Annotated in this window: 9 protein-coding genes and 3 pseudogenes; 6 read left to right on the top strand and 6 right to left on the bottom strand. The window is 67.3% G+C overall.

The window, feature by feature from the left end; all coding sequences use genetic code 11:
- The first annotated feature begins 189 nt into the window (after positions 1-189).
- Entirely contained in the window at positions 190-747 is a 558-nt protein-coding gene (locus tag ACGF5G_RS35280) for a hypothetical protein (protein WP_393271189.1), read from the top strand.
- 325 nt (positions 748-1,072) lie between these two features.
- Positions 1,073-1,330, top strand: a complete 258-nt coding sequence (locus tag ACGF5G_RS35275; protein WP_393271187.1) for a transposase — start codon at positions 1,073-1,075, stop codon at positions 1,328-1,330.
- A 101-nt stretch (positions 1,331-1,431) separates the two neighbouring features.
- On the opposite strand, the gene ACGF5G_RS35270 is transcribed toward ACGF5G_RS35275, so the two are convergent.
- Positions 1,432-1,983 (bottom strand): sigma-70 family RNA polymerase sigma factor, encoded by a 552-nt coding sequence (locus ACGF5G_RS35270; RefSeq protein WP_393271185.1) that lies wholly within the window; start codon positions 1,981-1,983, stop codon positions 1,432-1,434.
- Between the two features lie 225 nt (positions 1,984-2,208).
- Here ACGF5G_RS35270 and ACGF5G_RS35265 point away from each other — a divergent pair.
- Positions 2,209-2,380: pseudogene (locus ACGF5G_RS35265) on the top strand (transposase); the annotation flags it as partial.
- A 124-nt stretch (positions 2,381-2,504) separates the two neighbouring features.
- Here ACGF5G_RS35265 and ACGF5G_RS35260 read toward each other — a convergent pair.
- Positions 2,505-2,591 (bottom strand): annotated as a pseudogene (locus ACGF5G_RS35260) (IS5/IS1182 family transposase); the annotation flags it as partial.
- A gap of 335 nt (positions 2,592-2,926) precedes the next feature.
- Between ACGF5G_RS35260 and ACGF5G_RS35255 the strand changes: the two are divergent.
- Complete coding sequence (locus ACGF5G_RS35255; RefSeq protein ID WP_393271183.1) at positions 2,927-3,136, top strand: zf-HC2 domain-containing protein; 210 nt, start codon at positions 2,927-2,929, stop codon at positions 3,134-3,136.
- A 458-nt stretch (positions 3,137-3,594) separates the two neighbouring features.
- Here the strand turns inward: ACGF5G_RS35255 and ACGF5G_RS35250 are convergent, their stop codons facing one another.
- Positions 3,595-3,732, bottom strand: a complete 138-nt coding sequence (locus tag ACGF5G_RS35250; protein WP_393271181.1) for a hypothetical protein — start codon at positions 3,730-3,732, stop codon at positions 3,595-3,597.
- Positions 3,733-4,854: 1,122 nt separating this feature from the next.
- Between ACGF5G_RS35250 and ACGF5G_RS35245 the strand changes: the two genes are divergently transcribed.
- A complete protein-coding gene (locus ACGF5G_RS35245; RefSeq protein WP_393271191.1) occupies positions 4,855-5,874 on the top strand; it encodes a methyltransferase in 1,020 nt (339 codons plus the stop codon).
- Between the two features lie 285 nt (positions 5,875-6,159).
- On the opposite strand, the pseudogene ACGF5G_RS35240 reads toward ACGF5G_RS35245, so the two are convergent.
- Positions 6,160-6,849, bottom strand: a pseudogene (locus ACGF5G_RS35240) (transposase family protein); the annotation flags it as partial.
- Between the two features lie 277 nt (positions 6,850-7,126).
- Between ACGF5G_RS35240 and ACGF5G_RS35235 the strand changes: the two are divergent.
- On the top strand, positions 7,127-9,955 hold the full coding sequence (locus tag ACGF5G_RS35235; protein ID WP_393271179.1) for an AAA family ATPase: 2,829 nt from the start codon (positions 7,127-7,129) through the stop codon (positions 9,953-9,955).
- A gap of 126 nt (positions 9,956-10,081) precedes the next feature.
- On the opposite strand, the gene ACGF5G_RS35230 is transcribed toward ACGF5G_RS35235, so the two are convergent.
- Both ACGF5G_RS35230 and ACGF5G_RS35225 read right to left on the bottom strand, forming a co-directional pair.
- Positions 10,082-10,207, bottom strand: coding sequence for a hypothetical protein (locus ACGF5G_RS35230; RefSeq protein ID WP_393271177.1), 126 nt, complete (start codon positions 10,205-10,207; stop codon positions 10,082-10,084).
- A 263-nt stretch (positions 10,208-10,470) separates the two neighbouring features.
- Positions 10,471-12,183, bottom strand: a 1,713-nt coding sequence (locus ACGF5G_RS35225; RefSeq protein ID WP_393271175.1) for an Hsp70 family protein, incomplete at its 5' end; no start/stop codon positions are given.

The raw sequence follows: 12,183 nt of genomic DNA, 5'->3' as shown, positions 1-12,183 counted from the left end.
ACGGCGGCTGCTCACCACGCCTCACGGCCCGACATCGTAGATCACCCTCTACAAGGGACGAAAGACCCGAAGATCATTTTGTTAGGAACTCTAAGAGGTCGCGCAGATAGGCGCGGAGGCTGGTGTTGGTCATGCACGACAACGACACAACAACGGGTCCGCCGCCCGGCAGTTGATAGCGTGATCGTCGTGGCAGAGCTGGAAGAGCTGGTCCTGACCCCGGGTGAGCGGGCGCGGGGGGTTCGAGTCGACAGTGTGATGTTCAGGATGGACTGGACTGGTGAGGATTACCCAGGCCAACTGGCGGCGTTCGTGGCTGGTCGGGTACGGGCCTTCGGGGCAGAGCCGACAGACGTCGACACCAACGTCCTCTACGATGCGGCCGAGGCCGACCCGACTCTGCGCCGCGGTGATTTCCCGGTCCGCCAGCTCGATCATCTGTCCGGTGTGCTGGTAGATCTCGGCTGCACGCTTGTGGTGCGGGACAACGGCACCGACACCTACGAGGTACTGGTCGCGCTGACCGGTGAGCGTGAGCTGACCGGGCTGATGCACCAGGGCCTCCCGGTGCGGGCCTGGGACTCGGAACCCGAAGAGACCCTGGTCAGCCTGGACTGCCCGAACTGCTCGGAGATGCTGGTCTGGCAGCTGTCGGCGACCCAGACCCTGGCCGACGAGCGCTGCGACTGTGGAGCCGCGTTGTTCGACGCTACGGGCCGCCCACTGCCCAACGTCACTCTCCACTGAGAGGTTGCGCGTAATGGTGGGCTTGATCGGCGCGTCTGAACGGATGCAGGCACAGAACGACTGAGCATGAAGTTGCTGACGCTTAAAGGGCCATTATTCCTCAGCCGCGCCAGTGCCCGATGTCGCAGGTCGCCGACGCAAAGGTGGATGCCGAAGCGGGCGCCTTCGGGTGCCTACCGAGCAAGACCCGCGATCCCGCGTGCCAGGTAGCCCGCCACAACCGACTGACTGAAGCGCGGGACACTCGCCACGAAAACCAACTCGGCCGGTACCTCGATCTGGAACACCACCTGGTCCCCAGCCTCGGATCTCCTGGGCGCAGTTCGTGCCGTTCCTCGACTACGAGCACGAGGTCTGTAAGGTCCTCCACACCACCAACATCATCGAGAGCCTCAACGCCAGGTTCTGGCAGGCCGCCCGACGCCGCGGGCACTTCCCGACCGAGCAGGCCGCGATGAAGATCCTCTACCTCGTCGTTCAGCAGAAACACCGAGGTGGCGGGAGTATCACCGGCCGGGTCTACGGTCGGGCCAAGGCCCTCAACGCCCTGGTCCTCGCCTACGGCGACCGGATCACCATCTAACAACCTCGATCACACCAAGGCCCAAACACGGAAATCGACACACTCCCCCGTAGGAGGCGCCGGCAGGACGGCCGGCTGGCACAAACTACCCAATCCTCGGGCTATTCGGGCTGGCGCTTCGCGGTGGCGCCCATGGCGGCGCGCAGCGACCGGAGCGCGTGGTAGGTGCGTGACTTGACCGTCCCCTCCGGAATGCCGAGCACTGCGGCTGCCTCGGCGGCTGACCGCTCACGGAAGTAGACTTCGATGATCACGTTTCGGTGGTCTGGGGTCAGCCGAGCCATCGCCCGCTTGATGGTCTGAACGGCGAGCATCCGTTCGATGGCGTCATCGCCGGATGGCAGGACCGTCATGTCGACCAGCCCGACTTCCGCCGGCCGGGCCCGCCTTGCTCGACCGGCGTCGATGGCCACTCGTCGCGCGACGGTGAGCAACCAGGGGCGGAGTGTTGCGATGTCCGCGTCCAAGGCCTCGATTTTGCGCCAGGCCCGCACCATCGTCTCCTGCAGCAGGTCCTCGGCCGCTTGGCGCTCGCCGAAAGTGAGCCGCAGGAGGAATGAATAGACCGGCTTGGCATGGGTGTCATACAGGGCTTGCATCCGCTCCTCGGCGGATAGGTCCCTGACCGCGACGGTTCCGGTCGCAAGCGCCATGGCTGCCCTCCTCCATACCTGGTTGTCCCAAGGCAAGGCTCGTTCGTCGGGCGCTGAGAGACATCGGGTAGCTCACGGATGTTTGGGGTCGTACCCGTACCGCACCGGGTTGCTGCGTAGTCATCGAGCCAGCTGCGTCGACCCGGCCGCGACACCAGCCGCGGACGAGCGGCAACGTTCTGGGCCGTCGTCACGGGGCCGGGGCGGAGCGGTGTTAGCCCGGTCATGGGTGATCGAAAGCCGTATCCCAGTGACGTCAGCGACGAGCAGTGGGCCGTTCCTGGACGCGTGGAAGGCCAGACGCGTGTCGGTCTCGGTGTCGGGTCGTCAGGGTGACTACGACCTGCGGAAGATCGTGAACGCGATCTTCTGCCAGAACCGGACCGGCTGTCAGTGGTGTGGGCCCACCGGGTGACGCACCGACGGCCAGATTACCTCGCAGAGAGTGACGAGAGCCCGATGGCACCCGGTCACGTCCGCGCCAAGCCGGCAGCATCCCCGCAGATCCGGCTGCATGCCGGCGACTTGCAGCACAACAGGTCACGGATCACCTGGTGGGTGCCGTCGTCCCGCCACAACGCGAAGTAGTAGTACGTCGCACGCCACGGCCCAAACACGGAAATCGACACGCTCCCAAACCTGGAAGATCCTGGCCAAGCTGCGTTGCTGTCCCCGCCGCGCGACCGCGATCGTGCAGGCCATCCTCGTCCTGCACCGCGTCGAGACCAGCCGATACCCAGGATTAAAAAGGCTCGTTGTGTTCGTCGGGAAGACCCGGGACGGCATCGCTGGCCTATAGAAATCCCGGCGGGCGCCGGTAGCCTGCCGATGCTGAATCAGCCAGCGTGCGACCGGCAGAACCACCCTTGGGCTGAACCGTCCACGCCGACGGTACGTAATCTGGGCGAGGAAAGCCAGCACCGTCAACGGTCAGGAAGAGTGAATGAGCCAGCCTGGAAGTTCGAATGACCCGTTCAAGCTGGCGCTCGGAGTCTTCGCGTTGGACGCTCTGTCCGACGACGAGCATCGGATGATGGAGGCTCATATCGCGCGATGCCAGCGGTGCCGCGCGGAGTACGACGGGTTCCGGGACGTGGTTGCTGGCTTGGCCTTGCTCTCCGAGGACGACATACGCCACCTCAGGTCCGAATAGCACGGCGCGGCGCATGATGAGCGCAGGACATGGACAGTCGAATGGTGACGGCGGCGAGGTCTAGCCTAGGCCGAGGGCGAAGCTGCGAATGGCCGCAGCGTGCTGGCCTCGGCTTTGTCGAGCCAGCCCGGCAGGTCATGGCCTCGAAGGTTGACGATGATTACGGCGAAGGAGCTGACGATGTCAGCGGCTTCGCGTAGCGGTGGGCAGCGGTCGAGGATCGTGTGTCGCTTGGCCTGGTGCTCGTCGGTGAGGGTGTCCGGGGCGGGTGATCCAGTTCGTCGCTTGCCGCACGGTCACGCAGGGGGGTGGGGTCGGGGCTGGAGTGCCGGACTCGCGTAGGGGCTGCAGGTGGCGGCGGACAATGCGTGCGTTGCCGCGGTAGCCCTGCTGACGGATCTCTGTGTAGATGAGGGCGGCGTCGGTGCAGCCGGCGTTCCACCGCTGGTAGATGTGGGTCAGGTAAGGGTGCAGGGCTCGTCCGGTGCGGCCGCGGCTGAGCAGGTCGTCAGCGGTTTCGGCTTGCGCGTAGCGGCGTAGCTGCGTACGGTCTTGCGGTCCAGGCCCAGGGCCTCGGCGATCGCGTTGATGTTCACGCCGGTAAGGCGTAGTTCGTGGATGGCGACGTGTCGGTCACGGGTCGTGCGGTCAGCGGGCCTTCGAGTTGTGTAGGGATCGGCGTCGCCCGCACTTGCGGCGGCTCATCGTCGACTTCCGCCTCCCCGGGCACCTGTTCCCTGGTGCCCCAGTCGATGCCCCGCCGCGATCGTTGACGCCCGCAACCCCGAAGCGCCGCGCCAGTACACCGCCCTAACAAGGGCGAGGCGCCGTCGAAACTGGACGGCTTTCGACCAGTTCGCCACCGTCCTCACCGGACGTGGGTGCGCGTTCCGGCTGATGCTCCAGCAGGACGGAAGGGCCGGTCGGGCCGATCGTGGAATTTCGATCAACGAGTCTTGTGAACAACTTCGAGGGCGGTGTACGGTGAAATCCAACATGAAGGACCAAGTGATTTGGTGTCCATGACGAATGGCGACCAAGACGCGCTGCTGCGCAGCTTTTACCGACCGCCAGGCTGCTCGTTACCATTTACTGCTCCGGACTGTTGGCGGCCAGTCGCCAACTCGGTGGGGCTTGGTATTTGGCCTCTATTCCAATACGACTGTCGGAATTAAAACTCACCCTGGCCTTGAACGCTCCCTCTCGTCGCGATTGACTGCACTGTCGTTCCGTCCGCCGAAATGCGCCCCTTCCGTGGGGAGGTCGCGGCTCGTGCGCCAACTACTCATCCCGACCCCGTCCCCTGGCGAGATGGAATAGAAGAAGCCCGAAGGGGTCTTCAAGGAAAGTGGCGATAATTGTCGGTGACGGCCGCAGTGTTGGCGTTGTTGTCGCGCCTCGATTCGCCAGCGGAGGGGTGCTCGATCGTAATCGAAGGCCGCTGCGCAGCCGATGCCGCCTAAGCGGGCGGTTGCGCTTTCGTCGGTCAAGAAGCGCGGTCGCGACCTGGGCGCCGGCACCCGGCCGGGCGCGTGGACACCTGGTTCAACGCGTTGGGCCACAAGGCGCTGTCCGACTTCCGTAGGCGGCACGGCGTGGCGGCCAAAGGGGAATCGGCGCGCCACGTGCGGAAAATCAGTACGAGCGGTATCCGAAAGGAGGAGGGGTGCGGACCAGCAAGTGCCGCGCTCCAGACGGAAATGAAAGTAGAGAATGAAATGACGCTAACTCCCCTGCCGCTGATGCAGCTGAGTTCCGGATTCTCGAGCTTCAAGACCTTCGCCGCTGCAGTGGAGTTGAGTCTGTTCACCCGGCTTGCCGATGGTCGGACGATGAGCGTGGCGGAGGCGTCTGCCGAGTTCGGACTGCCGTCTCGTCCGGCGGATCTACTGCTCACCGCTTGCGCCTCGCTGGGATTGCTGGAGAGGCGTGGTGACGGGTACGGAAATACCGCACTCGCCGAGAAGTTCTTGGTCGAAGGACGCCCCTACTATTTCGGCGGATTGGTGCGGTTCTACGACAAGCGCGAGTACCCGGCATGGGATCGTGTTGTCGAGGCGCTTCGGACGGACAAGCCGACCGCCTGGGACCCGGATGTCCAAGACTCTCCGTTCGTGGCCGAGGACTCGCAGATGCTGCAGTTGTTCTGGGACGCGATGCACTGCATCTCGACATTCACCGCCCGCGCTCTCGGCGAGGTCTACGATTTTGGCCAGCACGCCCGTCTGCTGGATGTGGGGGGCGGCTCCGGAGCGTTCCCGATCGAACTGTGCCGCCATTACGCGAATCTGTCGGCGACGGTATACGACCTGCCCCACGTATGTCCCATCGCCGATTCTAAGATCGCCGATGCTGGATTGAGCGAGCGAATCACCACGGTGGCCGGGGACTTCCTGCGTGACGTCGAACTGCCAGCAGGCCACGATGTGATCCTGTACAGCATGATCATGCACGACTGGGGTGAGGACACCGACCGGGAACTGCTCCGACGCGCCTACGAGGCGCTGGCACCCGGCGGTGTGGTCATCATCAGCGAACTGATGCTCAATGCCGACCGCACCGGCCCCGCCGAGGCCGCCCTGATGGGTATGAACATGCTCATCGAGACTACGGCCGGTAAGAACTACTCCGAAACCGAGTACATGACCTGGCTACAGGATGCCAAGTTCTCCGACATCCGCACCCTGCCGTTCGTCGCGGCCGGCGCAAACGGGGTCGTCATCGGAGTCAAACACTGACCGGACCGTGGCGACAGTCGTGGAGGGCCCCAGGGTCTCGCCCACGGGTCCTCCCCGAACCGCCTGTCAGGATGGTCCCGGCCACCCTCGGACCGGGACGGTCTGGCGAGGGAATGATCAACCTTGAATCTGACTCTCGTGTTCTACCGGCAACGATCCAGGGCTCCAGCCCTACCCCTCGCGTCAAGCTTCCACGCGGACTCCACCGCACCTAAATCCTACGAGTGACCCAGACCGACCCGCTGCACCAATTTCCACCGTCCGGGGCGCCGTCGCGACGGCGTGCAGCTTCCAGCCCATGAGGGTGGCGGCGGCGCGCTCGCCGACGGCGCGGATCTTGGCGTGGTGCCGGTTGACGGTCTAGTGCCGGCGGGACAGTTGCGGCCGGTGACGGCGGCACTCGAAGGGCGTGCGGATGCTGCCGCCGGCGCCTTGGTATGCCTTGTCGGCGAAGGCCGTCGTGTTGATGCTGCTCAGCGCGTCGATCAGGCCGTGGGTGCGGGCGGCGATCAGGTCGTGCACGGCGCCGGGCAGCGCGGGCGAGGCCCAGATGAGGCATCCCTTGCAGTCCGCGATGACCTGCACGTTGACTCCGTGGCGCTTGTGCTTTCCGGAGTAGTACGGCCTCTGGGTCGCCGTCTTGGACGCGACGGGGATCAGGGTGCCGTCGAGGATCGCGCACGCGAGCCGGGCGATGCGCCGCATGGCCGCGGTCAGGTCCTCGGCGTGCGTGGCGAGCAGGTCGATGGCTTCCCGGACGTACCGTCAGGCGGTCGTGACGCTGACCGCGATGCCGCAGGCCGGACGGGTGATGGGCTACCCGATAGGGAGATGGGCCAGGGCGAGTAGGGCTTGCCGACGGGCGTCGAGGCGCCGCCACCGGCCCCGGCGCCGGATGCGTTCGGCGCGGATGAGGTCGGCCAGGTGGTTCAGGGTGCGGCCGGACAGCGCGACCGCGGACGGGTGAGACAGCACAGCGAGGCTCCCGGTTGGGGCATCGGGCTCTGGTCGACTGCTGTCTTACCGGGAGTTTCCCCCTATGTCCACAGACCCTTCCCGCACCCACCGTGACCGGGCCCATCACGATGAAGAGACCTCAGTCCCTGATCACGATGGAAAGCCTCCGAGCCGGATCGGGTGTTCGGGCTCGTTCCCACCATCGGTGAGAGTGCGTGGGCGTTCAGGTGAAATCCTGCGTCCAGGGCTGCTCCTCGGGGGCACGTTGCGCCACTGGTCGCCCTATCGTGACGGCATGCGTTCACCTGCCTCGGCAATGGTCGGTCGGGATGTCGAGTTGGCGGTCTTGCGAGAGCTGATTGCGGGGGTGGCTGAGGGCCGAGGCGGGATGGTGTGGGTGGACGGCGAACCTGGGATCGGGAAGTCGACACTGATCTCGGCGGCGATGGATGAGGCAGCGCGGTTGGGGTGTGTGGTGTACGCGGGGTCTGCGCCGGAGTTGCTGCCGCCGTTTCCGTTGCAGGTGTTGCTGGATGCGCTGCTGGTGGGGCGGGATTCGGTGGATCCGTTGCGGGCGCCGTTGGTGAGGTTGTTGCGGGGGGAGGGAAGGACGGAGCTGGTGACGCCGCGAGATGTGGCGGCGTTGTTGGCCGAGCAGGTCCTGGCGTTGGTGGATCGGTTGTGTGCGGCGGCACCGGTGGTGTTGGTGCTGGATGACGTGCAGTGGGCGGACGAGGCGAGCCTGTCGGTGTGGTCGCGGTTGGGTCGGACCGCCGCCCAGGCGCCGTTGCTGCTGGTGGCGGCGTGCCGGCCGCTGCCACGCCGGCCGGAAGTGGCCGCAACGCGGCGGGACCTCGTGGAGCAGGGGGCGACGGTGCTGCCGCTGGGAGCGTTGTCGGCACCTCAGGTGATCGAGGTGGTGGGCGAATTGGTGGGCGCGGTGCCGAGCGGGGCGTTGGGTGCGCTGACGGGGCAGGCGGGGGGAAATCCGCTTTATGCCCGCGAGGCGGTCGAGGCGTTGATCCGGGAGTCCCGAATCACCGTGGTGGCGGGAGTGGCCGAGTTGACGGGTGCGGGGGAGTGGCCGGGGTCGTTGCCGGAGGCGATCGGGCGGCGGTTGGGGTTCTTGCCGGAGCGGCCCCGGTCGGTGCTGGGGCTGGCGGCGGTGTTGGGTTCCGCGTTCACGGCCGATGACCTGGCGGTGGTCTCCGGGCAGCCGGCGACCGAGTTGATGGCCGTGGTGGATGAGGCGGTGGCGGGCGGGGTATTGGCGCCGTCAGGGAATCGGCTGGTGTTCCGGCACGGACTGATCCGGCAGGCGCTGTACGAGGCGATGCCGGCGAGTCTGCGGGCGGCGTTGCATCGGCAGGCGGCTCAGGCGCTGGCCGGCGCGGGGGCGCCGGTGGAGCGGGTGGCCGAGCAGTTGCTCGCCGGTCCGGTGACGGCCGACGAGTGGATGATCGATTGGGTGGCCCGGGAAGCCGCAGCCTTGACCTACCGGGCGCCGCAGGTGGCAGTCGACCTGTTGACCCGGGTCCGCGGGGCGGTTGACGACGATCCGCGCCGGGAACGGCTGGATGCCGACCTGTCGGTCGCACTGTCGCAGCTTGGCGACAATAAGCGGGTCGAGCAACTCGCCCGTCCGGTGCTGGCCTTCAGCCGCGATCCCGTGGTGGCCGCTCGGGTGGCCTGGACCCTCGGGTACGCGCTGATGCGCATGGGGCGGTACGAGCAGGCCGTTGAGGTCGCCGAGCACACGCTGAAGCGGCCGGAACTGCCAGCGGTCTGGACCGCCCGGCTGTACGCCCTGCGCGCCCTTGCGCTCATCGGCGTCGGGCGTTTCGACGAGGCTCGGGCGGCCGCCGCACGAGCCGAGGCTGAGGGGCACCAGGCCGGTGACCGGCTGGCGGTCGGATACGCCCTGCACGCCCTGGCCCTCATCGAGCACAACCAGCGGCGGGACGTGGCGGCGCAGGTGGCGCTCATCGATCGCGCGTTGGCGGTGTTGGGGGACGAACTGCCGGTCGCCGACCTGCGGCTGCTGTTGATGATCAACCGCGCGGGTGGCTTGGACAACCTGGGACGGCCCGCCGAGGCCGACGACGCCTTCGGCCAGGCCATGGTGTTCGCCGAACGTGCCGGCACTCCGCCCCGGCTGGCGCATCTGCGGGCGAAGATCGCAGACTACAGCTTCTACCGGGGGCGGTGGGACGAGGCGCTGGCGGAGCTGCAGGCTGCTACCGACCTGCCGATGGACATGACGTATCGGCTGGCCGGCCGCGGGGTGCGGGCGTTGATCGCGGTTCACCGCGACGACCTGCCGGCGGCCGAGCGGGAGTTCCTCGGCGTCGAGGAGCTGACAAGCCCCGGGAACGGCTTGCGTCTGTACGCCGACCTCCTGCTGGTTGCCTGGGCGTTGGCGGCCGAGCGCGAGGGCCGGCCCGCCGAGGCGCTGGTTCGCCTGCTGGCCGTGTTCGATCCCGAGGGGGACCGCGAGTTTCCGCAACTGACCCCGGACACGCCGATCTGGTTGGCCGAGGTGGTCCGCCTCGCGCTGATCTGCGGCGACCGTACCATCGCCACCGCCGCGGCCCGGGCAACCGGCGCCGCCCAGGGGCAGGCGCCTCCCGCCACCACCGCTGCGGCCGGCTACTGCGCCGGCCTGCTGGCGGCCGACCCCGCAGGGATTCTTGCCGCCGCCGACACCTTCCACCGCATCGGCTACCCCCTGTTCGGCGCGCAGGCACTGGAAGACGCCGCCGTGCTGTACGCCGAACGCGGCGACGCGCTTGCGGCGCGGGCCGCGTACGTGCGGGCGGTCGAGGTCTACACGTCGCTCGAGGCGGCCTGGGACACCATGCGCACCGACGCCCGCCTACGGCCGTACGGCATCCGCCGCGGCCGCCGCGGACCGCGCCGCCGGCCCACCATCGGCCGGGAAGCCCTCACCGCCACGGAAAGGAAGATCGCCGACCTCGTCACCGCGGGACAGTCCAACCCTGACATCGCCGCCCAACTGTTCCTGTCCCGCCGTACCGTGGAAACCCACGTCTCCCATATCCTGGCGAAGCTCGGGGCCCATTCGCGGGTCGACATCGCCCGTGAGCTGGCGAGTTCGCAGTAGGACATGTACCACTGGTGTCCTGTGGGTGGCTGAAGCGCCCAGCGACGGGCAGTTGGCTGGGGTGTACTGCTTGTGGGTGAATGGGTGGCGGCGACCCGGGTCCTGTCTCATACGGCCGATCGTGGGTCACGATGCGGGACGAGGGCTCACCAGCAGGCGCGGGATCGTCCACGAGTCGCCCGCGGTCTCGCGGAGTACCTTCCCGTCGTGGTCGAGTTGAACGTCGTCCGGCAGTCGGGTCAGCATTGCCACCAACACATCCTCCACGAACTATTCGGCGACCACCTCTCCTTGACAGCGATGCGGCCCTTGGCCAAACGCGAGGTGCGTAGGCCCGCAGCAGTGGGGACGGAGGGGGCGATGCCGTCCGACTGGGCTCAGCTTTCCGCGGTCATCTGTTTCTGAGTTCTTCCCCAAAAGCGTCCACATGGTTCGTCCAGATCCGATATGACCTGACAGCCCCGCGAAGCAGCCCGGTCCGGTAAGGGGCGTTCAGTAACCTTGTGACGGAATCATCATCCCTGAGCGGTTAGGAGCGTGATGTAGCCGGTGGAGTACACGGTTGTCGCTGCGTTTGGTCCGAGCGTGACGCGTCCCGCCGGCACCTTTTTGGCGAACACGACGAAGTGGCGCTGGTCCTTGTCGTTGGTTGGGATGGTCATGTCAGTGCGTTTGAAGCCCTGCTGGTTCAGCCATGCCGGCCACCAGTTGGCCACCTCCGGTGCTCCGCGTCTGTCGAAGGCGACGTACACGGTGGCGTCGTGTGCGACATCGAAGACCAGGTAGTCCGCCGGGGAGGTCAGTCGTTTGTCGTCGCTGGCGCCGGGGATCAGCACTGCTCCGGTGAGCGGGTCGGGAAGGCTGGTGAAGACGGGCGGCCGGTCGACGAAATGCTTGGCACCTACCACTGCGGGGCGAACCGAGTTCAGCTTCGATGGTTTGTGTACCTGGACGTCCTCCAGTTTGAGCATTGGCCGTTTGCTCGGGGTGTTGGTTTTGGGCGTTGCGCTGGGCGCCTGCGTCCGTTTGCTCGGGGTGTTGGTTTCGGGCGTTGCGCTGGGCGCCTGCGTCCGGTCGCTCGGGGCGTTGGTTTCGGGCGTTGCGCTGGGCGCCTGCGTCCGGTCGCTCGGGGCGTTGGTTTCGGATGTTGCGCTGGACACCTGTGGCCGGTGGCTCGGGGCGTCGGTACCGGACACGAGTGCTATGCCCAGCAGGCCGAAGACCGCGACCAGCGCGACGACGACGCGCGCGTTCGCGAGCCGTGACCATCGCGGTCGCGCCGGGGGCGGCACGTCTGCCGGGCCGGTGTCTCCGGTAGGGCCGCTGACCGGCTGTGTCGGCTTGGCCGGCGGTTGCGCCCGGTGCTTCGCGCCGCGCATCGCCTTGCGGGCCGGCGCGTCCGCGGACGCGGCTGCGGGCGCGGGCGTGACCGAACCGGCTACGTGCCGACTGACAACGCGGTGCTCGCCGTTGTCGTGTTTGGTCGCCGTGGGAGGAGCGCTGGTTCGGGCCGCTGTGGTGGTCGGTGTGGTGGGCGCGGGTCGTCGGGGTGTCGGGATGCCGCGCGGTGTGTGGGTGTCGGAGGTGAGCATGGCGGCGCCGAGGGCGACCGCGTGTTTCGGGTGGGTGTTGATCATGATTGGTCGGCGTAGTGTGTCTCGCAGCAGTTGGGTGACCAGGGGGATCTGGGACGATCCGCCGACCAGCAGCACGGCGGTGAGGTCCTGCAGGGTGATACCGGCGGCGGTCAGGCTCCGCCGGAACGTCTCCATGGTGGTCTCCACGGACGGCGTGATCATCTGCTCGAACGCTTTCCGGGTCACGGTTACGTGCCGGACCGAGCCGGGTAGCGCCACCGTGATGTCCGCCTGCTCGCGGGTGGACAGTGCCTCTTTCGCGAGCATGCAGTCGCGTTGCACGGTGGCCAGGATCGCAGCGGTGCCGGGATCGGTCGGGTCCAGCGCGGTGATGGCACCGTCCAGCTCGCGGTCGACGTGGTCCACGATCGCCTGGTCGAAGTCGGCGCCGCCGAGCCATTCGATGCCCTCGGGGGTGCCGATGATCTCCAGTCCGTCGCGGCCGTTGCGGACCACCGCGCTGTCGAATGTGCCCCCGCCGAGGTCGTAGACCGCGAGCAGGCCGTCGGGGGGCAGTGGCTGGGTGGAGCAGTAGTACGTGGCCGCGGCCACCGGCTCCGTGGTGGTGATGACGGTCGGGCCGTCCGACCC

This window comes from Micromonospora sp. NPDC047730 (assembly GCF_043204765.1).
Classification (GTDB): domain Bacteria; phylum Actinomycetota; class Actinomycetes; order Mycobacteriales; family Micromonosporaceae; genus Micromonospora.
Note: the sequence above shows the minus strand (reverse complement) of the source record. Positions and strands in the feature narration are given on the sequence as shown.

Bases quoted from the DNA above. Each gene is read 5' to 3' on its own strand.
- ACGF5G_RS35245 (WP_393271191.1), top strand. From the start codon at position 4,855: ATGACGCTAACTCCCCTGCCGCTGATGCAGCTGAGTTCCGGATTCTCG.
- ACGF5G_RS35255 (WP_393271183.1), top strand. From the start codon at position 2,927: ATGAGCCAGCCTGGAAGTTCGAATGACCCGTTCAAGCTGGCGCTCGGA.
- ACGF5G_RS35270 (WP_393271185.1), bottom strand. From the start codon at position 1,983: ATGGCGCTTGCGACCGGAACCGTCGCGGTCAGGGACCTATCCGCCGAG.
- ACGF5G_RS35235 (WP_393271179.1), top strand. From the start codon at position 7,127: ATGCGTTCACCTGCCTCGGCAATGGTCGGTCGGGATGTCGAGTTGGCG.